Source organism: Scandinavium tedordense (assembly GCF_024764965.1).
Taxonomy (GTDB): Bacteria; Pseudomonadota; Gammaproteobacteria; order Enterobacterales; family Enterobacteriaceae; genus Scandinavium; species Scandinavium tedordense.
In genome coordinates this window covers 152891-175719 of sequence record NZ_JALIGG010000053.1, presented here as the reverse complement: position 1 = coordinate 175719, position 22829 = coordinate 152891, and the positions used below count along the sequence as shown (strand labels likewise).

General features: G+C 54.9%; 18 protein-coding genes. 6 read left to right on the top strand and 12 right to left on the bottom strand.

Annotated features, from left to right (window positions below):
* Window positions 1-226: 226 nt before the first annotated feature.
* From MUU46_RS08480 to folA, 4 genes are all read left to right on the top strand, one after another.
* Entirely contained in the window at window positions 227-460 is a 234-nt protein-coding gene (locus MUU46_RS08480; protein WP_159760969.1) for a YgdI/YgdR family lipoprotein, read from the top strand.
* Between the two features lie 82 nt (window positions 461-542).
* Window positions 543-1073 carry a glutathione-regulated potassium-efflux system oxidoreductase KefF gene (kefF, locus tag MUU46_RS08475; RefSeq protein ID WP_159760971.1) on the top strand — a complete coding sequence of 177 codons (531 nt, stop codon included), beginning with the start codon at window positions 543-545 and terminating at the stop codon, window positions 1071-1073.
* A complete protein-coding gene (kefC, locus tag MUU46_RS08470) occupies window positions 1066-2931 on the top strand; it encodes a glutathione-regulated potassium-efflux system protein KefC (protein WP_258965296.1) in 1866 nt (621 codons plus the stop codon). Before kefF ends, kefC begins: the two co-directional genes overlap by 8 nt.
* A gap of 112 nt (window positions 2932-3043) precedes the next feature.
* On the top strand, window positions 3044-3523 hold the full coding sequence (gene folA, locus MUU46_RS08465; RefSeq protein WP_159760975.1) for a type 3 dihydrofolate reductase: 480 nt from the start codon (window positions 3044-3046) through the stop codon (window positions 3521-3523).
* A 38-nt stretch (window positions 3524-3561) separates the two neighbouring features.
* Here the strand turns inward: folA and apaH are convergent, their stop codons facing one another.
* Genes apaH through lptD form a run of 6 tightly spaced genes read right to left on the bottom strand, consistent with a single transcriptional unit; the run spans window position 3562 to window position 10292 of the window.
* On the bottom strand, window positions 3562-4410 hold the full coding sequence (gene apaH, locus MUU46_RS08460; RefSeq protein ID WP_159760977.1) for a bis(5'-nucleosyl)-tetraphosphatase (symmetrical) ApaH: 849 nt from the start codon (window positions 4408-4410) through the stop codon (window positions 3562-3564).
* Window positions 4411-4414: 4 nt separating this feature from the next.
* The gene (apaG, locus tag MUU46_RS08455; RefSeq protein ID WP_159760979.1) at window positions 4415-4792 is read right to left on the bottom strand and encodes a Co2+/Mg2+ efflux facilitator ApaG/CorD; all 378 of its coding nucleotides are present in this window, start codon (window positions 4790-4792) and stop codon (window positions 4415-4417) included.
* 3 nt (window positions 4793-4795) lie between these two features.
* Window positions 4796-5617: a 16S rRNA (adenine(1518)-N(6)/adenine(1519)-N(6))-dimethyltransferase RsmA gene (gene rsmA / locus MUU46_RS08450; protein WP_159760981.1), complete on the bottom strand. Its 822-nt coding sequence runs from the start codon at window positions 5615-5617 to the stop codon at window positions 4796-4798.
* Window positions 5614-6603: a 4-hydroxythreonine-4-phosphate dehydrogenase PdxA gene (pdxA, locus tag MUU46_RS08445; RefSeq protein ID WP_258965295.1), complete on the bottom strand. Its 990-nt coding sequence runs from the start codon at window positions 6601-6603 to the stop codon at window positions 5614-5616. Before pdxA ends, rsmA begins: the two co-directional genes overlap by 4 nt.
* Window positions 6603-7889, bottom strand: a complete 1287-nt coding sequence (gene surA, locus MUU46_RS08440; protein WP_159760985.1) for a peptidylprolyl isomerase SurA — start codon at window positions 7887-7889, stop codon at window positions 6603-6605. Before surA ends, pdxA begins: the two co-directional genes overlap by 1 nt.
* A gap of 54 nt (window positions 7890-7943) precedes the next feature.
* Complete coding sequence (lptD, locus tag MUU46_RS08435) at window positions 7944-10292, bottom strand: LPS assembly protein LptD (RefSeq protein WP_258965353.1); 2349 nt, start codon at window positions 10290-10292, stop codon at window positions 7944-7946.
* Window positions 10293-10553: 261 nt separating this feature from the next.
* Between lptD and djlA the strand changes: the two genes are divergently transcribed.
* Entirely contained in the window at window positions 10554-11372 is an 819-nt protein-coding gene (gene djlA / locus MUU46_RS08430) for a co-chaperone DjlA (protein ID WP_159760987.1), read from the top strand.
* Window positions 11373-11501: 129 nt separating this feature from the next.
* On the opposite strand, the gene rluA is transcribed toward djlA, so the two are convergent.
* The 6 genes from rluA to araB all read right to left on the bottom strand — a co-directional run bounded on the left by rluA (window position 11502) and on the right by araB (window position 21652).
* A complete protein-coding gene (gene rluA, locus MUU46_RS08425) occupies window positions 11502-12161 on the bottom strand; it encodes a bifunctional tRNA pseudouridine(32) synthase/23S rRNA pseudouridine(746) synthase RluA (RefSeq protein ID WP_258965294.1) in 660 nt (219 codons plus the stop codon).
* Between the two features lie 10 nt (window positions 12162-12171).
* Window positions 12172-15078, bottom strand: coding sequence for an RNA polymerase-associated protein RapA (gene rapA, locus MUU46_RS08420; protein WP_258965293.1), 2907 nt, complete (start codon window positions 15076-15078; stop codon window positions 12172-12174).
* Window positions 15079-15209: 131 nt separating this feature from the next.
* Window positions 15210-17567 carry a DNA polymerase II gene (gene polB / locus MUU46_RS08415; RefSeq protein WP_258965292.1) on the bottom strand — a complete coding sequence of 786 codons (2358 nt, stop codon included), beginning with the start codon at window positions 17565-17567 and terminating at the stop codon, window positions 15210-15212.
* A gap of 75 nt (window positions 17568-17642) precedes the next feature.
* Window positions 17643-18338: an L-ribulose-5-phosphate 4-epimerase gene (gene araD, locus MUU46_RS08410; protein ID WP_258965352.1), complete on the bottom strand. Its 696-nt coding sequence runs from the start codon at window positions 18336-18338 to the stop codon at window positions 17643-17645.
* A 93-nt stretch (window positions 18339-18431) separates the two neighbouring features.
* Window positions 18432-19934 (bottom strand): L-arabinose isomerase, encoded by a 1503-nt coding sequence (gene araA / locus MUU46_RS08405; protein ID WP_258965291.1) that lies wholly within the window; start codon window positions 19932-19934, stop codon window positions 18432-18434.
* Window positions 19935-19945: 11 nt separating this feature from the next.
* Window positions 19946-21652: a ribulokinase gene (gene araB / locus MUU46_RS08400; protein WP_159760999.1), complete on the bottom strand. Its 1707-nt coding sequence runs from the start codon at window positions 21650-21652 to the stop codon at window positions 19946-19948.
* Between the two features lie 215 nt (window positions 21653-21867).
* Here araB and araC point away from each other — a divergent pair, with 215 nt between their 5' ends.
* Complete coding sequence (araC, locus tag MUU46_RS08395) at window positions 21868-22719, top strand: arabinose operon transcriptional regulator AraC (protein ID WP_258965290.1); 852 nt, start codon at window positions 21868-21870, stop codon at window positions 22717-22719.
* The last annotated feature ends 110 nt before the right edge of the window (window positions 22720-22829 follow it).

Below are 22829 nucleotides of genomic sequence, written 5' to 3'. Positions count from 1 at the left end.
CCTCGCTGTATGGAGTGTGCGGCCTGATGCCCTCACTCCAGCTCTCTTTCACAGAGAGAGGGCGCAAATACGAATAACGGCAACCTCTGGGTTGCCGTTTTGCTTTTACCTTTCCCCGCATTTTCCTCATCTTCAGAGTGTTCTGGTTTTCCATCTGTGTTCAGTCAGTTAGCCTAAAATGGTTAATCAGATAACCTTTCATAACGTAAGAGCACGGGAGAACACCATGCGTAATAACCTTCTCATTTCTTCTATTTTTGCCGCAGCTGCCCTGTTTACCGTCGCGGGTTGTTCCTCAAACCAGACGCTGAAAACGACCGACGGTAAAACCATCGTCACCGACGGTAAGCCAGAAGTGGATAGCGACACCGGTCTGGTTTCCTACAAAAATGCCGAAACCGGTAAGACCGAGCAAATTAACCGCGACCAGGTTAAATCGATGGGCGAACTGGACAACTAGTTCAGCAATCTTCGCTGTTAGCCTGTCTGTTGAATGACTACACTTTGCTGATAAAGCAGTGAAATAGACAACAGGCTAACCGATGATTCTGATTATTTATGCGCATCCTTATCCGCAGCATTCTCATGCGAATAAGCGGATGCTTGAGCAGGCAAGGGAAATTGACGGCGTAGAAATTCGCTCTCTGTATCACCTCTATCCCGATTTCAATATCGATATTGCCGCTGAGCAAGAGGCGCTTTCCCGCGCCGACTTGGTCATCTGGCAACATCCCATGCAGTGGTACAGCGTGCCGCCGCTCCTCAAACTCTGGATTGATAAAGTCCTGTCTCATGGCTGGGCCTACGGGCACGGCGGAAAAGCGCTGCACGGTAAAAGCCTGTTGTGGGCGGTGACTACCGGTGGCGGAGATGATCATTTCGCGATTGGCAGTTTCCCCGGTTTTGACGTGCTGGCGCAGCCATTACAGGCGACGGCGTTATATTGTGGCCTGAACTGGCTGCCTCCGTTCGCCATGCATTGCACCTTTATCTGCGATGATGAAACGCTTGTCGCCGAGGCCCGGCATTACAAACAGCGTCTGCTCGAGTGGCAGGAGGTGCATCATGGATAGCCATACGCTGATTCAGGCCCTGATTTACCTCGGTTCGGCGGCGCTTATCGTGCCGATTGCGGTGCGTCTGGGATTAGGTTCCGTGCTCGGATACCTGATCGCAGGCTGCATCATTGGGCCGTGGGGTTTGCGGCTGGTGACGGATGCCGAGGCTATTCTGCACTTCGCTGAAATCGGCGTGGTGCTGATGTTGTTTGTCATTGGCCTTGAGCTCGATCCGCAGCGTTTATGGAAGCTTCGCGCCTCGGTATTCGGCGGCGGAGCGCTGCAAATGGTGGCGTGTGGCGTACTGATCGGTGGTTTCTGCATGCTGCTCGGTCTTGACTGGAAAGTGGCCGAACTTATCGGCCTGACGCTGGCGCTCTCTTCCACGGCTATCGCCATGCAGGCGATGAGCGAACGTAATCTGACTGTCTCTCAGCTTGGCCGCAGTACGTTTGCGGTGCTGCTGTTTCAGGATATCGCGGCGATTCCGCTCGTGGCGATGATCCCTCTGCTGGCCTCCAGCGGGGCGACTACCACGCTCGCGGTTTTTGGGCTTTCCGCCCTGAAAGTCGCCGGAGTGCTGGTGCTGGTGATTTTACTCGGGCGCTACGTTACGCGACCGGTACTGCGTTTTGTCGCGCGATCAGGCCTGCGCGAAGTATTCAGCGCCGTCGCGCTGTTCCTGGTTTTCGGTTTTGGATTGCTGCTCGAAGAAGTGGGCTTATCGATGGCGATGGGCGCATTTCTGGCCGGCGTGTTGCTGGCGAGTTCGGAATATCGCCATGCGCTGGAAAGTGATATCGAACCGTTTAAAGGCCTGCTGTTGGGGCTGTTCTTCATCGGCGTCGGCATGTCTATCGACTTCGGAACCCTGGTGACCCATCCGCTACGTATTCTGATTTTGCTGGCAGGATTCCTTATCATTAAAGCGGTGATGCTGTGGCTGATCGCGCGCCCGCTTGGCGTGCCGAAAGCCCAGCGCCTTTGGTTTGCAGCGTTATTAGGACAGGGTAGTGAGTTTGCGTTTGTGGTGTTTGGTGCGGCGCAGATGGCGAAAGTGCTGGACCCAGAATGGGCTAAAGCGTTGACCCTGACGGTGGCGTTGTCGATGGCGGCCACGCCGATTTTACTGGTGCTGTTGTCACGCATGGAGAAGGCTAAAGGCGGGGACGATCGCGAGGCGGATGAAATTGATGAAGAGCAGCCGCGGGTGATTATCGCCGGGTTTGGTCGTTTTGGTCAGATAACAGGCCGTCTGCTGTTGTCGAGCGGCGTTAAAATGGTCATTCTCGATCACGATCCGGACCACGTCGATACGCTGCGTAAATTCGATATGAAGGTGTTTTACGGCGACGCGACGCGGGTCGATATGCTTGAGTCAGCCGGTGCGGCCCGGGCGGAAGTGCTGATCAACGGCATTGACGATCCGAAAACTAACCTCGAACTGACGGAACTGGCGAAAGAGCATTTTCCGCATCTGCGGATTATCGCCCGCGCCCGCGATATAGATCACTACATTCAGTTGCGCCAGGCGGGTATCGAAGCGCCGGAGCGTGAAACGTTTGAAGGCGCTTTGAAGTCAGGTCGCATGGCGCTGGAAGCGTTGGGGCTTGGCGCTTATGAAGCCCGCGAGCGCGCGGATGTGTTCCGCCGTTTCAATGTGCGAATGATAGAAGAGATGGTCGAGATGGCGGATGAAGACGATGCATCCTTCGCCGCAGCGTTCAAACGCACCAGTGCGATGTTGGCCGATATCATCAACGAAGACCGCAGTAACATGTCGATCATTCAGCGTCATGGCTGGCAGGGAACCGAGGAAGGAAAGCACACCGGTAATCCGGCTGACGAGCCAGAGGCGAAACCATCGGTATAACGGGCACTTAGTGAGAAGGCGAAAATATTTCGTCTTCTTTACTCTCCCTATTGTCGACGAAAGATTAAGCTTTCCGTATAGTGGCGGCAATTTTTACATCCGGGATATTTCAATGATCAGTCTGATTGCGGCGTTAGCGGTGGATCGCGTTATCGGCATGGAAAACGCCATGCCCTGGAACCTGCCTGCCGATCTCGCCTGGTTTAAACGTACCACACTCAACAAACCTGTGGTGATGGGTCGCCTGACCTGGGAATCCATCGGTCGTCCGTTGCCGGGCCGTAAAAACATCGTCATTAGCAGCCAGCCGGGCACTGACGATCGTGTTGAGTGGGTAAAGTCGGTAGATGACGCCATTGCTGCCTGCGGTGATGCAGAAGAGATCATGGTGATCGGTGGAGGCCGTGTGTACGAGCAGTTCCTGCCGCGCGCACAGCGTCTGTACCTGACACACATTGATGCTGAAGTGGAGGGAGATACCCATTTCCCGGATTACGATCCGGATCATTGGGAATCTACGTTCAGTGAGTTTCATGATGCCGACGAGCAGAACTCGCACAGCTATTGCTTTGAGATTTTAGAACGTCGCTAATGTTTATCCCCTCGTCCTTGTGGTCCGAGGGGATAATATTAAGACGCGACGGCTTCTTCTTCGCCGAGATCGAGATGACGATTAGACGGCTGCACAAAATACTTCTTATCTTCCCAGCGCAGACACGTTAAATCCCCACCCCAGCAGCATCCGGTATCCAGACCGTAAATCCCTTCCGGGGTCCCTTTGCCTTCCAGCGAAGCCCAGTGGCCAAAAATGACACTGTACTCTTCAGTAACGGGGCCAGGAATGGCAAACCACGGTTTTAGCGGCGCAGGCGCGTTTTCCGGAGACTCTTTGGTGTACATATCGAGTTGACCGTTCGGGAAGCAGTAGCGCATCCGCGTAAAGGCATTGGTGATAAAGCGCAGACGCGCAAGACCCGTCAGCTCTGGCGACCAATGGTTTGGCAAATCGCCATACATGGCGTCAAGGAAGAACGGGTAGGAGTCGCTGCACAGCACCGCTTCAACGTCGCGGGCGCAAAGCTCAGCAGTATCAAGATCCCACTGCGGAGTGATCCCGGCATGGGCCATCACCAGTTTCTTCTCTTTATCAACTTGCAGCAGCGGCTGACGGCGTAGCCAGTTCAGCAGTTCGTCAGCATCCGGCGCTTCCAGCAGCGGCGTGAGTCGGTCTTTCGGCTTGTTGCGACTGATCCCGGCGAACACCGCCAGCAGATGCAGATCGTGATTGCCGAGCACCATACGCACGCTATCACCCAGAGATTTCACGTAGCGCAGCACGTCGAGCGATGCGGGGCCGCGGGCCACCAGATCGCCTGTCAGCCACAGCGTGTCTCGTCCGGGAGTAAATTCAACCTGCTTTAATAACGCGATCAGTTCATCGTAGCAGCCGTGAACGTCGCCAATAAGGTATGTGCTCATTTTATCAATGGATGAGAGCTGGCACGGCCAGACGGAAAACGGGAATATCAATGCTGAACGGATTACCGTCAGCATCGATCATGTCATAGTGACCCTGCATGGTGCCGAGTGGTGTTTCCAGCACGGCACCGCTGGTGTACTGATATTCGTTACCCGGATCAATGTGCGGCTGAACGCCGATTACACCTTCACCCTGAACCTCGGTTTCACGACCGTGGCCGTTAGTAATCAACCAGTAGCGCCCAAGCAGCTGCACCGATCCTCGCCCCAGATTACGAATCGTGACCGTATAAGCAAAAACATAGCGTTCATCGTCCGGTGAGGACTGGGACTCAATGTAGACGCTTTGTACCTGGACACAGACGCGGGGCGAATTGATCATGGTTTAGCTCTCCTTCTGGGGCGCATTTTCTGACAGCCAGTTTGCCAGGCGGCAGTACTGGGCCACAGAGATATTTTCTGCACGCATCGCCGGGTCAACGCCAAGCTCGATCAGCAATTCGACAGAGAAGATATTGCCGAGGCTGTTGCGGATCGTCTTACGACGCTGGTTGAACGCTTCGGTGGTAATTCGGCTTAACACACGAACCTCTTTAACCGGATGCGGTAGCGTGGTGTAAGGCACCAGGCGAACAACGGCAGAATCCACTTTTGGCGGCGGCGTAAAGGCGGTTGGCGGCACTTCCAGCACAGGGATAATCTGGCAGTAGTATTGCGCCATGACGCTTAAACGACCATACGCCTTACTGTTTGGCCCTGCAACCAGACGGTTTACCACTTCTTTTTGCAGCATGAAGTGCATGTCGGCAATGGCATCAGTATAGCTAAACAGGTGGAACATCAGCGGGGTAGAGATGTTGTACGGCAGGTTACCGAATACGCGTAGCGGCTGGCCCATTTCTTTCGACAGCTCGCCGAAGTTCATGGTCATCGCATCTTGCTGAAAAATGGTCAGCTTTGGTCCAAGGAACGGGTGCGTTTGCAGGCGTGCAGCCAGATCACGGTCCAGTTCGATGACGGTCAGTTTATCCAGACGTTCGCCAACCGGCTCGGTCAATGCGGCAAGACCCGGGCCGATTTCAACAATGGCCTGATCTTTCTGCGGGTTGATGGCCGAAACGATGCTGTCGATGACAAACTGATCGTTGAGGAAGTTTTGCCCGAAGCGTTTTCGGGCTAAGTGGCCCTGATGGACTCGATTATTCATTGAGAGTTACTGATCATTTTGATGGCGAGATTAAGCGCCGTAATAAAACTGCCGACGTTTGCTTTCCCCTGACCCGCCAGTTCTAGCGCGGTGCCGTGGTCAACGGACGTACGGATAAAAGGTAAACCGAGCGTGATATTCACGGCACGGCCGAAACCCTGGTATTTTAGCACGGGCAGGCCCTGATCGTGGTACATCGCGAGTACTGCGTCGGCATTGTCGAGATATTTTGGCTGAAACAGGGTATCTGCGGGCAGCGGCCCACTCAGATTCATGCCCTTCGCGCGCATTTCTTCGAGCACCGGAATGATGGTGTCTATTTCTTCCATCCCCATATGCCCGCCTTCACCGGCATGCGGGTTCAGCCCACACACCAGGATATGCGGCCTGGCAATGCCAAACTTCGTGCGCAGGTCGGTATCAAGAATGGTAATCACGTCGCGCAGGACATCTGTCGTAATCGCATCGCTGATGGCTTTAAGCGGCAGATGGGTAGTGGCGAGTGCGACACGCAGTTCTTCTGTCGCCAGCATCATCACCACTTTTGCAGTGTGAGAACGCTCTTCGAAGAATTCGGTGTGTCCGGTAAACGCAATCCCGGCATCGTTGATGATGCTCTTTTGTACCGGCCCGGTAATCAGGGCCGCAAACTCACCTTCAGTACTGCCATCGCAGGCGCGCGCCAGGGTTTCCACCACATAAGGACCGTTCAGCACGTTTAGTGTGCCAGGTGTAACGGGAGCCTGAAGGGGAACGGGAAGGAGAGTCAGCGTACCGGCTTTTTGCGGCACAGGTGCCAGAGCGGCATCGTAGGGCAGGAGCGTTAACGGCAAACCGAGCATTGCTGCCCGGTCTGTCAGAAGCGTTTCATCGGCGCAAACCACCAGTTCAACAGGCCAGTCACACTGTGCCAGTTGAACCACGAGGTCTGGGCCAATCCCGGCGGGTTCGCCGGGAGTGATAACCACACGCTGGGGCTGTGTCATCAGTTGCTCAGAATTTTGACGTACGCGCTGGCACGTTGTTCCTGCATCCAGGTTGCAGCTTCTTCAGCAAACTTACGGTTCATCAGCATGCGGTAAGCCTTGTCTTTCTGTGCTGCATCGGTGCGGTCCACGTTGCGGGTATCCAGCAGTTGAATCAGGTGCCAGCCGAACGAGGAGTGAACCGGCGCGCTGAGCTCACCTTTGCTCAGTTTCATCAGTGCATCACGGAATGCAGGATCGTACATGTCCGGAGTGCCCCAACCTAAATCACCGCCCTGGTTTGCAGAACCTGGGTCCTGAGACAGTTCTTTCGCCGCTTTATCAAAGGTGGTTTTACCACTCTTAATGTCCGCAGCCACGGCTTCCAGTTTCGCACGAGCCTGATCGTCAGTCATGATTGGCGATGGTTTCAGCAGGATGTGACGAGAATGAACCTCGGTCACAGAAATGCTCTGGCTCTGACCGCGCAGATCGTTCACTTTGATGATGTGGAAGCCCACACCGGAACGGATCGGACCAATCACATCGCCTTTTTTCGCGGTGCTCAGGGCCTGTGCGAAGATTGACGGCAGTTCCTGAATACGTCCCCAGCCCATCTGGCCACCTTTCAGCGCCTGTTGGTCAGCGGAGTAAGTGATAGCGAGTTTACCGAAGTCAGCGCCTTTGTTTGCCTGATCGACAACAGAGCGCGCCTGAGCTTCCGCTTCGTTAACCTGGTCAGAACTTGGGTTTTCCGGCAGTGGGATCAGGATGTGGCTCAGATTCAGCTCAGTGCTGGCATCGTTCTGATTGCCAATCTGTGAAGCCAATGAATCAACTTCCTGCGGCAGTACGGTAATACGACGACGAACTTCGTTATTACGCACTTCAGAGATAGTCATCTCTTTGCGGATCTGCGCGCGATAGGTGCTGTAGTTCATACCATCGTAGGCCAGACGGCTACGCATCTGATCCATCGACATATTGTTTTGCTTGGCGATGTTGGCGATGGCCTGATCGAGCTGTGCGTCAGTGACTTTTACGCCCATTTTCTGGCCCATCTGCAGGACAATCTGGTCCATGATCAGACGTTCCAGAATCTGGTGACGCAGCGTTGCGTCATCCGGTAATTGTTGTCCGGCCTGGCCTGCATTTCCTTTTACGGACTGCATCAAATTATCGACATCGCTTTCCAGTACAACGCCGTTATTTACGACAGCTGCTACCTTATCGACAACCTGCGGGGCGGCGAAACTGGTATTCGCAACCATGGCGATACCGAGAAGCAGCGTTTTCCAGTTCTTCATACTCTTTCCATTTCAATTAACCGCAAAGGCGGATTACGTTTCTAAGCCGTGGCGTTACAAAGAGCTTTGGTACGGCATAATTGTCGAGCGCAACATCTGCTGTGTGCCAAGACCGTAGTTGGAACTCAGGCCACGCAGTTCGATATTGAAGCCGACGACGTTGTCGTACACACCCTGGACATTGTTAGGATCCCAACCGTTGAGCTTACGCTCATAGCCGAGACGGATAGCATAACAACAGGAGTTATATTGTACGGCTATCATCTGATCCGCTGGTTTGTTGGCGTTGGTGTCGTAGTAATACGCGCCAACGACAGACCAACGGTCAACGACCGGCCAGCTTGCCGTCATGCCCACCTGGGAAATCCCGTCTTTATACTGCTGTGCCGTGGAGAAGGAAGGCAGTGTCGCCTGAATATACTCCGGGCTGGCGTAACGGTAGTTCAACTGGACTAAGCGGTTTTCATCGCGACGATACTCTACAGTGCCATTGCCGGTGGCAACGTTATCCAGACGTGTATCGTACTGAATACCGCCGCGCAGGCCCCATTGATCGCTCATGCGCCAATAGGTATCTCCGGCCCAGACCAGCGAGCCTTTCTGATCGCTCTGTGACCATTCTTGCGTTTCATCACCGGTACGAGACGGGGTGAAGTAGTAGATTTGACCCACAGAAACGTTAAAACGTTCAACGGCATTTTCATCATAAACGCGAGAGGTGAGGCCGGTCGTCACCTGGTTAGCCGACGAGATCCGGTCCAGGCCGCTATAGGTACGGTCGCGGAACAGGCCGCTATAGTCCGATTGCAGCAAGGTGGAGTCGTAGGACATGATGTCGCTTTGGTCTTTGTACGGTACGTACAGGTACTGCACGCGCGGTTCGAGGGTCTGGGTATAGCCCTGTGACCAGTCCATATCGCGCTCAAAGACCATTTTGCCGTCAATTTTAAACTGCGGCAGTACGCGGTTAACGTTTTCTTTCAGATTCGTGCCATAACGGGTGTTGTACCAGTCGACGTCATCCTGCTGGTAATGTGTCGCCATCAACTTGGCTTGGGTATCAATACTTCCCCAACCGTTCGACAGTGGTAAATCGATTGTCGGTTCAATGTGTACACGCGTCGCTTCTGGCATGTTGTCATTGGTGTTTTTGAAATGCACGACCTGACCGTAGACATGAGTGTCGAACGGCCCAACATCATTTTGGTAGAAGTTAACGTCCAGCTGCGGCTGTGCAGAATAGGAATTCGAGTTTTCTGTATCAAAGACCTGGAACTGCTTGCTGGATACGGTGGCGTTAAAGTTCTCAACGGCATAGCCAACGCTGAATTTCTGCGTGGCGTAACCATCGGTACTGGAACCGTATTTGGAATCGAAGTCGTTGAAGTAGTTCGGATCGCTGACTTTGGTGTAGTCGACATTGAAGCGCCACACCTGGTCCATCACCCCGGCATGTCGCCAGTAGAAGAGCCAGCGACGGCTATTATCGTCTTCAGGGTGTTCGTCTTCGTAGACTTTATCTTTATTCAAATAGTCGAATTCAAACAGTCCGGCGCCAGCTTTGGTCAGGTAGCGGAATTCGTTCTCCCACATCAATCCGCCACGTTTTTCCATATAGTGCGGCGTAATGGTGGCATCGAAGTTCGGCGCGATGTTCCAGTAGTACGGCAGGTAGATTTCCGTACCGTTATTACTGCTGTATTTGGCATTCGGGATCAGGAAACCTGAACGGCGTTTGTCACCAATCGGCAGCTGCAAATAAGGGCTATAAAACACCGGCACTGGGCCGATTTTAAAGCGGGCGTTCCAGATTTCGGCCACCTGCTCCTGGCGGTCCTGAATCACTTCGCTCCCGACCACGCTCCAGGTGTTCGAACCTGGCAAACAGGACGTAAAGGTTCCGTTATCGAGAATGGTGTACCGGTTTTCGCCACGCTGTTTCATGACGTCAGCAGTACCACGGCCTTGACGGTCGACCATTTGATAGTCGCCTTTCCAGACGTTGGTATCTTTGGTATTCAGATTTGACCAGGCTTTAGGACCTTTCAGGATCACCTGATTATCGTCATAGTGTACATTGCCCAAAGCATCTACGGTGCGAACCGGATCCGCCTGTCCAGGCGCCTGCTTCTGGTGCAATTGCACTTCGTCTGCCTGTAATCGACTGTTCGCCTGATTAATATCGACATTGCCGGTAAATACGGCATCATCAGGGTAATTACCCTTGGCATGATCGGCATTGATGGTGACAGGCAGGCTATTAGTATCCCCCTGAACCAGCGGACGGGTATAGCTTGGTACCCCCAGCATACATTGTGATGCGAGGTCGGCCGCCGCACCCTGTTGACTGTACAGGGCGCTGGCGATCAGGGTTGCCAGAAGGGTGGGAATACGTTTTTTCATACGTTTTATTTGTTGTTCCGTCATCTGTGGCTTCGCGGCTTGCAAACGGTCAGAGACTAACGTACTCATCGGTCACGCGCCAGTGTTAATCCTGCCGCTTCGAGCCAGTGGCGTTAGGCACTGTGTTGAATGGCGAGTATGATAAAGCAAATTATAGGTTATGTCCTGCACTGACCATCAGGTCATCGCTGTGAAAATCGCCTTTTATCAAGGCGGAAGCCATTACCTGCGACATGATGATTATGACTATCCGGGGAGTCTATGCAGTATTGGGGTAAAGTGATTGGTGTGGCCGTCGCACTTATGATGGGTGGCGGATTCTGGGGAGCGGTGCTTGGACTGCTGATTGGCCACATGTTTGATAAGGCGCGTAGCCGCAGACTCAATTTGTTTGCTAACCAGCAAGAGCGCCAGTCGCTGTTCTTTGCCACCACCTTTGAGGTGATGGGGCATTTGACCAAATCGAAAGGTCGCGTGACCGAAGCGGATATTCACGTGGCCAGTATTCTGATGGACCGCATGAATCTTCACGGCGAGTCCCGTACCGCGGCGCAGCAGGCTTTCCGCGTCGGTAAAGCGGATAATTACCCGCTGCGCGAAAAGATGCGTGCATTCCGTGGTGTCTGTTTTGGTCGCTTCGATTTGATTAGGATGTTTCTGGAAATTCAGATTCAGGCCGCGTTTGCCGATGGCTCATTGCACCCTAACGAACGTGAAGTGCTGTTTGTCATTGCTGATGAACTCGGTATCTCGCGCGCCCAGTTTGAACAGTTCCTGCGCATGATGCAGGGCGGCGCACAGTTCGGTGGCGGCTATCAGCAGCAATCGCAGTCCGGCGGTGGCTGGCAGCAGGCGCAGCGTGGCCCTACGCTTGAAGATGCGTGTAACGTGCTCGGTGTGAAATCGACGGATGATGCGACAACCATTAAGCGCGCCTATCGCAAGCTGATGAGCGAACATCACCCGGATAAGCTGGTGGCGAAAGGTTTACCGCCGGAAATGATGGAAATGGCGAAGCAAAAAGCGCAAGAAATTCAACGGGCTTATGAGCTCGTCAAAGAACAGAAAGGCTTTAAGTAAATCGACTTGGTTTACTTGCCATTTTGAATCAGGGCAGTGCTCATCACAGTCACGTACTTCATGTACGCTCCTGTGATTGTGCGCTGTCCGTGTCCAGACTGGCTACGCCACCGACGGCCTCATCCCCAATCAAAAATCGACGGGTGCTTTAAACGTCATACTATTGCCAAACTGCGGATGGGTAATGGTCAGCATTTCTGCGTGCAGTAGAAGGCGAGGTGCCATTGCCAGCGCTTCTGGCGTGGCGTAGAAACGATCGCCCAGAATCGGATGCCCCAGCGCCTGCATATGCACGCGCAACTGATGCGAGCGGCCGGTAATAGGCTTAAGCAGCACCCGCGCGGTGTTGTCATCGGCGAACTCCAGCACTTCAAATTCGGTTTGCGCCGATTTGCCTGTCTCGAAACAGACCTTTTGCTTTGGACGGTTCGGCCAGTCGCAGATCAGAGGTAAATCCACCATCCCTTCGGCTTTTTCCGGATGTCCCCACACGCGGGCCAGATACTGCTTTTTCGGTTCACGCTCGCGGAACTGGCGTTTCAGCTCCCGTTCCGCCGCTTTGGTCAGAGCCACAACAATCACGCCGCTGGTCGCCATATCGAGACGATGCACCGACTCAGCCTGCGGAAAATCACGCTGCACGCGCGTCATCACGCTATCTTTATGACTGTCCAGGCGGCCGGGGACGGACAACAGGCCACTGGGCTTGTTGACCACCATGATGTGCTCATCCTGATAGAGCACCACCAGCCACGGATCCTGTGGCGGATTGTAGGACTCCAGTACCATACTTTTTTCCTTACTGATGCGTAACGACGATCAGTCGCAGCGCATCGAGACGCCAGCCGGCCTGCGCCAAGGCTTCCATTACCTGCTGACGATTGCTTTCAATCGCTTCCAGCTCGTCATCACGGATGTTCGGATTGACGGCCTTCAGCGCTTCCAGACGCGACAGCTCGGCGCTCAGCTTATCGTCCGCTTCCTGACGAGCCGCTTCTATCAGCGCCTTCGCCACTTTTTCTACTTGAGCTTCGCCCTGCTGCAGAATGGCGTGGACGTCTTGCTGCACGGCGTTAACCAGCTTGCTGCCTGTGTGACGGTTAACGGCGCTGAGTTGACGGTTAAAGGTTTCAAACTCGACCTGCGCCGCAAGGTTGTTGCCGTTTTTATCGACAAGCATACGGACCGGCGTTGCAGGCAGGAAACGGTGCAGCTGAAGCTGCTTCGGTGCCTGCGCTTCAACCACATAAATCAGCTCGAGCAGCAGGGTGCCAACCGGTAATGCTTTGTTTTTCAACAGTGAAATGGTGCTGCTGCCGGTATCGCCGGACAGAATCAGATCCAGACCGTTGCGGATCAGCGGATGTTCCCAGGTCAGGAACTGCGCATCTTCGCGGGACAGCGCCACGTCACGCTCAAAGGTTACGGTGCAGCCATCTTCTGGCAGGCCAGGGAAATCAGGAACCAGCATATGATCGCCAGGCGTCAGGACGATCAGGTTTTCACCGCGGTCATCCTGGTTAATGCCGATAATGTCGAACAGGTTCATCGTGAAGCTGATAAGCCCGGTGTCGTCATCTTGCTCTTCAATGCTTTCTGCCAGTGCCTGCGCTTTTTCACCGCCGTTGGAGTTGATCTCCAGCAGACGGTCACGGCCCTGCTCAAGCTGTGCTTTCAGCGCATCGTGCTGTTCGCGACAGGTTTTGATCAGCGCATCGAATCCATCGGTATTTTCCGGTGCCGCAAGGTATTCAATCAGCTGCGGATGCACGTTGTCGTAAATAGTGCGGCCGGTCGGGCAGGTATGTTCGAACGCGTCCAGACCTTCGTGGAACCAGCGCACAAGCACCGACTGCGCGGTTTTTTCCAGATACGGTACGTGGATTTGAATATCGTGCGCCTGGCCAATACGATCCAGACGACCAATACGCTGTTCCAGCAGATCCGGGTTAAACGGCAAATCGAACATCACCAGATGGCTGGCAAACTGGAAGTTACGGCCTTCGGAGCCGATTTCAGAACACAGCAGCACCTGCGCGCCGGTATCTTCTTCGCCAAACCAGGCGGCGGCCCGATCGCGTTCAACAATCGACATGCCTTCATGGAACACGGCGGCACGGATGCCTTCGCGCTCGCGCAGCACTTGCTCCAGCTGAAGCGCAGTGGCGGCTTTGGCGCAGATCACCAGCACTTTCTGTGAGCGGTGGCTGGTCAGATAGCCCATCAGCCACTCAACGCGTGGGTCGAAGTTCCACCAGGTGCCGGTATCGCCTTCAAATTCCTGATAAATCTGCTCCGGATAGAGCATGTCGCGTGCGCGTTCTTCTGAGGATTTACGCGCACCCATGATGCCGGACACTTTAATCGCGGTCTGATACTGCGTCGGCAGCGGCAGTTTGATGGTGTGCAGCTCGCGTTTCGGGAAACCTTTCACGCCGTGACGAGTATTACGGAACAGTACGCGGCTGGTACCGTGGCGGTCCATCAGCATCGAGATCAGTTCCTGACGGGCGCTTTCACCGTCATCGCTGTTGCTGTTCGCCGCCGAAAGCAATGGCTCAATATCCTGCTCGCCCATCAGTTCGCTCAGGGCGTTCATCTGGTCGTTATTCAGCTTCTCGCCGCTCAGGAGCAGAGAAACGGCATCAGCTACTGGACGGAAATTCTGCTGTTCTTCGACGAACTGCTCAAAATCGTGGAAGCGGTTCGGATCCAGCAGGCGCAGACGCGCAAAGTGGCTTTCGAGGCCCAGTTGTTCCGGCGTCGCGGTTAAAAGTAGAATGCCCGGCACGCGTTCGGCCAGCTGTTCGATGGCCTGATATTCACGGCTCGGCGCGTCTTCGCTCCAGACCAAGTGATGGGCTTCGTCCACCACCATGATGTCCCACTCGGCGTCGCACAGGTGTTCCAGGCGCTGCTTGCTGCGGCGCACGAAATCCAGCGAACAAATCACCAGCTGTTCGGTTTCAAACGGGTTATCCGCGTCGTGCTGCGCTTCGGCATAACGCTCATCATCAAACAGCGCAAAGCGCAGGTTGAAGCGGCGCAGCATTTCGACCAGCCACTGATGTTGCAGGGTTTCCGGCACGATAACCAGAACGCGTTCGGCTGCACCGGACAGCAGCTGTTGATGCAGGATCATCCCGGCTTCAATGGTTTTACCAAGACCCACTTCATCTGCCAACAGGACGCGTGGTGCGTGGCGACGACCCACGTCGTGGGCAATGTGCAGCTGGTGTGGGATCAGACTGGTACGCTGACCGCGCAGGCCGCTCCACGGCATACGGTACTCTTCGCTCTGATACTTACGCGCACGGTAGCGCAGGGCGAAACGGTCCATACGGTCAATTTGCCCGGCAAACAGACGATCTTGTGGCTTGCTGAAGATGAGTTTGCTGTCGAGCAACACTTCACGCAGTTCTACGCCTTCTTCTTCGGTGTCCAGACGCGTACCGGTGTACGCCAGCAGGCCATTTTCTTCTTTTACTTCGTCAACGCGCAGCTGCCAGCCATCGTGGCTGGTAATGGTATCGCCTGGATTGAACATCACGCGGGTGATGGGGGAGTCGTTGCGGGCGTACAGTCGGTTTTCACCCGTTGCCGGATAAAGGAGTGTGACCATGCGCGCATCCAGCGCTACGACTGTCCCTAATCCTAACTCGCTTTCTGTATCGCTGATCCAGCGTTGACCAAGTGTAAAAGGCATATAATTTGGGCTCTATATCTTCAATTGCAGGCAATAATTGTCCTCCGCGGAAAAAACCACGGAGAGTCAAAATTGGGGTCCAGGAATGGAAAGGGCGCTATGGTACTGGAAGCCAGGGTGTTAGTCACCTGTCAAAATAACCCCAACTGTCCTGTCAGTAGTGTAGCAAAATCATCATGGACAAAGGGCAAAATTCCATCAGCAATGGGTTCTAACTGTTTAGTCAGATAATGTTCATAATCCAGCGGCGACTGCTGATACGCCAACGGCTCCGGGCCGCTGGTGGTCCAGACATATTTAATGCTGCCACGAGATTGATATTGTAAAGGTCGGCCAAGCCTGGCGTTATGTTCATCGGCAAGCCGTGCGGCACGGACATGCGGCGGAATGTTGCGCTGATATTCCGCCAACGGACGCCTGAGTTGCTTGCGGTACACCAGCCTGTCATCGAACTCACCGGCCATCAGCTTATCGATGGTTTCGCGAATAAAATCCTGGTACGGCTCGTTTCGAAAAATGCGCAAAAACAGGGTTTGCTGGAACTGTTGCGCCAGCGGGGTCCAGTCAGTTCGCACCGTTTCCAGCCCTTTAAACACCATCTTCTGTTCATCACCAGTCTGGATCATACCCGCATAGCGTTTTTTACTGCCCGTCTCGGTGCCGCGAATGGTGGGCATCAGGAAGCGGCAAAAATGGGTTTCGAACTCCAGCTCCATCGCGCTGGTCAGCCCCTGTTTTTGCAGCTCTGCTGACCACCAAGCATTGACGAATTTAACCAGTTCACGGCCAATTCTCGCTGCATCTTCCTCGTTGTGCGCACGTTTCAGCCACACAAAGGTGGAGTCCGTATCGCCGTAAATCACGTCGTAACCCTGCGATTCAACGAGCTCTTTGGTCTTACGCATGATCGCATGACCGCGCATGGTTATCGACGAGGCGAGGCGCGGATCGAAAAAGCGGCAGGCGCTGGTGCCGAGCACACCATAGAAGGCGTTCATGATGATTTTTAGCGCCTGCGAGAGCGGTTTATTACCGTGTAATTTGGCCTCATCGCGCCCGTGCCAGATTTGCCCGACGATGTCCGGTAGGCAGTTCTGCGTGCGGGAGAACCACGCGCCAAGAAAGCCCTCGGTGCTGTGTTCGGCGTCCGGCTGCGCCATGCCTTCCACCAAGCCGACAGGGTCAATCAGAAACGTGCGGATAATCGACGGGTACAGGCTTTTGTAATCGAGCACCAGCACCGAGTCGTAAAGCCCGGGTCGGGAATCCATGACGTAGCCGCCAGGACTGGCCTGTGGTGGCACTTCACCGAGATTAGGTGCAACGTAGCCCAACCGGTGCATCCGCGGAAAATAGAGGTGGCCAAAGGCTGCAACCGAACCGCCGTGACGGTCGGCAGGCAGGCCATTGACCGTCGCGCGTTCCAGTAAAAACGGCATAATCTCCGTTTTGTGGAAAATGCGCGTCACTAGCTCGCAGTCTTTAAGGTTATATTTCGCCAGTGCGGGCTTATCTTCGGCAAAGCGGCGGTCAATTTCGTCCATCCGGTCCCACGGATTATCGATAGACTTGCCTTCACCGAGTAGCTCTCGTGATACGGACTCCAGCGAATACGACGGGAAATTCCAGAAGGCGGATTTCAGCGCTTCGATACCGTCGATAATTAAACGACCATTGGCCTGAGCGAAGAACACGCCGTTCTTAAAACCGTGCTCACGCCAGTCAATCTCAACGTTTCCGCGTCCGAGTGTCAGCGGGATTCGGTAACGTTCGGCATGTTTTTGCAGGACTTTGAGGTCAAACTGCACTAGATTCCAGCCGATGATCACATCCGGATCGTGTTCAGCAAACCAGGCGTTCAACTTCTCGAGTAATTGCGGGCGGCTGGCGACATACTCCAGCCGAAAATCGAGCTGAGAAGGGTCGCCATTTTCAGGCCCCAGCATGTACACCACGCGTTGACCGCAACCTTCAAGGCCAATGCAGTAAAGCTCGCCGTGGCGCGTGGTTTCGATATCCAGCGATACCCACTTCAGCGGTGGACGATAGTGCGGGCTCGGCTTCAAGCGTGCGTTAGTCAGCGCATTACCCTGAGGCTCACCTTCCACCCAGACCGGAGCGGTGATAAAACGCTCCATCAGATAGCGTTCTGGTGGACGGATATCCGCTTCATAAACGGTAATGCCCTCTTCGCGGAGTCGTTTTTCGAGGCGCATCAGCTGTCGATGGGAACGGCAATACAGGCCGAATACCGGCTGGCGATGGAAGTCTTTCAATGCGAGAGGTGCCAGCCGGGCATCGCGCTCACGGCGAAGCACACGTTCGGTCTGAGCGCGTTGTGATTCAGGAATAAATGCGACCGATTCCTGCGGGGCAAGTGTCACCTGCAGCGGACCGTCGTCGGTTGCCAGCCAGAACGTAACTTCCGTTCCCTGCGGGGTATCCCGCCAGTGACGGGTTAATAAAAACCCTTCTCGCGCCTGCGTCACTCGCTCTACTCAAATAGAAAACCAGGCCTGATTATAGCCTGGTTTGCTTTGAGTTGCTGTGGTTTTATACAGGTGTCACTGCCCGTAATAGGCCTTCGCGCCGTGCTTGCGCAGGTAGTGTTTATCCAGCAACGTTTGCTGCATATCCGGAAGTTGTGGCGCTAACTGGCGACAGAAAATCCCCATGTAAGCGACTTCTTCGAGCACGATGGCATTGTGCACGGCATCTTCGGCATTTTTTCCCCAGGCAAACGGGCCGTGGGAATGGACCAGCACGCCGGGCATTTGTGCGGCATCGATCCCCTGTTTTTCGAAGGTTTCGACGATAACGTTGCCCGTTTCCCATTCGTACTGACCGTTGATTTCGCCATCAGTCATTTTGCGCGTGCAGGGAATTGCACCGTAGAAATAGTCCGCGTGGGTGGTGCCCGTCGCCGGGATCGACTGACCCGCCTGCGCCCAGATAGTGGCGTGGCGAGAATGGGTGTGAACAATGCCGCCGATGCTCGGAAACGCCTGATACAACAGACGGTGCGTCGGCGTGTCCGAAGACGGTTTTTTATGGCCTTCGACCACTTCACCCGTCGCGAGACTCACCACAACCATATCGTCTGCGGTCATCAGGCTGTAATCGACGCCCGAAGGTTTAATGACGAACACGCCTCTTTCGCGGTCAACCGCGCTGACGTTGCCCCAGGTCAGGGTGACCAGATTGTGCTCTGGCAGCGCCAGATTGGCTTCCAGTACCTGACGTTTGAGATCTTCTAACATAGTCATCTCCATGCCTGATGGCGGCATAAATGCCTCATCAGGCCTACATTCAATCGTAGGCCTGATAAGCAAAGCGGCATCAGGCAATTCAGCTTAACGTTTTGAGCCGTAATAGACTTCGTTCCAGCGCAGCGCGTCTTTGAAGGCTGGCAGGCGCGTATCGTTGTCGATGACGGTCAGCTCAATATTGTGCAACTCGGCGAACTGGCGCATGTCGTCCAGGGTTAACGCATGACTGAACACGGTGTGGTGCGCGCCGCCTGCTACGATCCACGCTTCGGACGCGGTCTGCAGATCTGGATGAGCTTTCCATAGCGCATTCGCCACCGGCAGTTTCGGCAGGTCTTGCGGGGTCTGGACCGTTTCAATGGTGTTCACCAGCAGGCGGAAACGATCGCCCAGATCGATAAGGCTAGCGACCAGCGCCGGACCTGTTTTGGTATCGAAGATCAAACGCGCCGGATCGGCTTTGCCACCGATGCCCAGATGCTGCACGTCGAGGATCGGTTTCTCGGCGGTGGCGATCGTCGGGCACACTTCCAGCATGTGCGAGCCCAGCACCAGATCGTTGCCATTGTCGAAGTGGTAGGTGTAATCCTCCATAAAGGAGGTACCGCCATTCAGGCCAGTAGACATCACTTTCATGATGCGAAGCAGCGCTGCGGTTTTCCAGTCACCTTCGCCCGCAAAGCCGTAACCCTGCTGCATCAGACGCTGCACCGCCAGGCCTGGCAGCTGTTTCAGCCCGTGCAAATCTTCAAACGTGGTGGTGAACGCGTGGAAGCCTCCCTGTTCGAGGAAGCGCTTCATACCGAGTTCAATTCGCGCGGCATCCAGTACGTTCTGGCGTTTATCACCGTGAACCTGTGCCGCCGCCGTCAGGCGATAACTGCTTTCGTATTCGTCGACCAGCGCGCTGATATCACCGTCGCTGATTTCATTGACAACCTGCACTAAATCGCCCACCGCCCAGGTGTTGACGGAGAAGCCGAATTTAATCTGCGCGGCGACTTTATCGCCGTCAGTCACTGCTACTTCGCGCATGTTGTCGCCGAAACGCACCACTTTCAGCTGGCGAGTATCCTGTTTTGATACCGCCTGACGCATCCACGACCCGATGCGCTGATGCGCCTGTTTGTCCTGCCAGTGACCGGTCACGACGCCGTGCTGCTGACGCATCCGCGCGCCGATGAAACCGAACTCGCGGCCGCCGTGCGCGGTCTGGTTCAGGTTCATAAAGTTCATATCGATGCTGTCCCACGGCAGGGCCGCGTTGAACTGGGTATGGAATTGCAGCAGCGGTTTGTTGAGGATTGTCAGGCCATTGATCCACATTTTGGCCGGAGAGAAGGTATGCAGCCACACCACCATACCGGCGCATTTATCGTCGTAGTTGGCATCACGACAGATAGCGGAAATTTCGTCCGGCGTGGTGCCAAGCGGTTTCAGCACCAGCTTGCACGGCAGTTTGGCTTCGGCATTCAGGGCATTAACGACGTGTTCCGCATGTTGCGTCACCTGACGCAGAGTTTCCGGGCCATACAGGTGCTGGCTGCCAATCACAAACCACACTTCATAGTTGTTAAAAATCGTCATTTCCAATTTCCTTAATGAGTCATTGCTGCCTGAACCACCGGCTTGCTTTCCGTCGGGGCCGCAGAAGGGAGATAGTGTTGTTCGGCGCTTTTCGCCCATTGCTGGTAGCGCTGATAAAGCTGTTCAAAGCGCTGTGCCTGAGCAGGGCGAGGTTCGAGCGTGTGCTCGACGCGACTGGCCATTTGCTGCTGCGCTTGTGGAATATCGGTGTGAACGCCAGCGGCCACGGCGGCAAAAATGGCGGCTCCCAGCGCGCAGCACTGGTCAGAGGCGACGATTTGCAGTGGGCGATTGAGCACGTCGCAGCAGGCCTGCATGATGTCGACGTTTTTACGGGCGATACCCCCCAGCGCCATCACGTTGTTCACCGGAATGCCCTGAGAGGTGAAGCACTCCATAATTGCGCGCGCGCCAAAGGCGGTGGCGGCGACCAAGCCACCGAACAGCGCCGGCGCGTCCGTCGCCAGGTTCAGGTCAGTAATGACGCCTTTCAGACGCTGATTCGCATTCGGCGTGCGTCGGCCGTTAAACCAGTCGAGGACGACCGGCAGATGTTCGAGAGAAGGCTTTTGCGCCCAAGCGGCGGTCAGCGCAGGCAGAAGCTGTTTCTGACTGGCTTTAATTTGCTCTTTCAGTTCAGGATGCTGAGCTGCGAGCTGCTCCAGCGGCCAGCCGAGAATGCGGCCAAACCAGGCGTAGATATCGCCAAAGGCAGACTGCCCGGCTTCCATCCCGATGAAGTCTGGCGTCACGCTGCCGTCCACCTGACCGCAAATACCCTGCACGGTGCGGTCACCGACGCTGGATTTGTCGGCGATCAGAATATCGCAGGTTGAGGTGCCAATGACTTTGACCAGCGTATTTGGCTGTGCACCGGCACCTACGGCACCCATATGGCAGTCAAACGCGCCGCCGGAAATGACCACACTTTCCGCTAAACCCAGGCGCTGTGCCCAGTCGGCACTAAGCGTGCCCACCGGGATATCGGCAGTCCAGGTGTCGGTAAAAAGCGGGTAATCGAGATGCTGATTGAGCAGCGGATCAAGCGCATCAAAGAAGCTGGCTGGCGGCAGGCCGTTCCAGCTTTCATGCCACAGGGATTTGTGTCCGGCACTACAGCGCCCGCGACGAATATCCTGCGGACGGGTGGTGCCGGAAAGCAGGGCAGGCACCCAATCGCACAGTTCAATCCAGGAGGTGGCAGCCTGCGCCACGCTACTGTCGGCGCGGGTTACATGCAGGATTTTTGCCCAGAACCATTCGCTGGAGTAAATCCCGCCGATGTAGCGCGAGTAATCGACATTGCCCGGCTGGTGGCACAGGAGGGTGATGGCTTCGGCTTCTTCCACGGCGGTGTGATCTTTCCACAGTACGAACATGGCATTCGGGTTGTCGGCGAATTCCGGGCGTAGCGCCAGTACATTGCCGTCGGCGTCAATGGGAGCAGGGGTTGAACCGGTGCTGTCTACACCGATCCCGACGACCTCCTCCCGGCGAGATCCGAGTTCGTCCAGCATGCTTTTCAGCGCAGTTTCCATCGACTCGATGTAATCGAGTGGATGATGGCGGAACTGATTATTAGGGGCGTCGCAGTAGCGACCTTCCTGCCAGCGCGGATACCATTCCACGCTGGTGGCGATTTCCTTCCCGGTGGCACATTCCACCGCCAGCGCTCGCACTGAATCACTACCAAAATCGAGGCCAATTGCTATTGCCATCGTGTTGCTCCATGAAGAATGTCAGACATGGTGAAACAGTAGATATCAGGGAAAAAAAACGTCAGGCGGGAACCGCTAATCTTATGGACAATAATGCTGTGTCATTGCAAAGTGTGACGGCGTGCAAATATTCTCGCAGGCCATTTCACCCTTTTTCGCTTCACTGGCAATATGGACAATTGATTTCCTGCTGAGCATGCTGAGCGAGTATTTTTATGCCTGAACTCCAGAATGACCCGCTATTACCCGGCTACTCTTTTAACGCCCATTTAGTGACGGGCCTGACGCCTATTGAAGCCGAGAGCTATCTTGATTTTTTCATTGATAGACCACTTGGCATGAAGGGATATATTCTCAATCTGACGGTGCGGGGAGAGGGGGTCATTGACAATCATGGACAGCAATTTGTTTGCCGTACGGGGGATATTCTGCTGTTCCCCCCGGGCGAAATTCATCACTACGGCCGTCACCCCGATGCCAGCGAGTGGTATCACCAGTGGGTGTACTTCCGTCCACGCGCTTACTGGCACGAATGGCTGGCGTGGCCCGCGTTGTTTGCCCAGACCGGGTTTTATCGTCCAGACGATGCGCACCAGGTGCAATTTGCCGAACTGTTTGGGCAGATAATCGATGCCGGACAGGGCGTAGGACGCTATTCCGAATTACTGGCGATTAATCTACTGGAACAGCTTCTACTGCGGCGTATGGAGGCGATCAACGAATCACTGCATCCGCCGATGGACCACCGGGTGCGCGACGCTTGCCAGTACATCAGCGATCATCTGGCGGACAGCCACTTTGACATTGCCAGCGTCGCACAGCATGTGTGTCTGTCGCCGTCGCGCCTCTCGCACTTGTTCCGCCAGCAGCTGGGCGTCAGCGTGCTGAGCTGGCGCGAAGACCAGCGCATCAGCCAGGCGAAGCTGTTGTTGAGCACGACCCGGATGCCGATTGCCAGCGTAGGGCGCAATGTGGGCTTCGAAGATCAACTCTACTTTTCCCGCGTTTTCAAGAAGTGCACGGGTGCCAGCCCCAGCGAGTTTCGCGCTGGTGTAAACAATGTGTGAAAAAAGTGAACCCCTTTGCGCGAATGCGGGTCATAACCTGTAAACTATTCAGACAATTGACGGCTTGACGAAGTGGGTGCCCCTCGGGAGAATCCCTGCTTCGTTTTCCT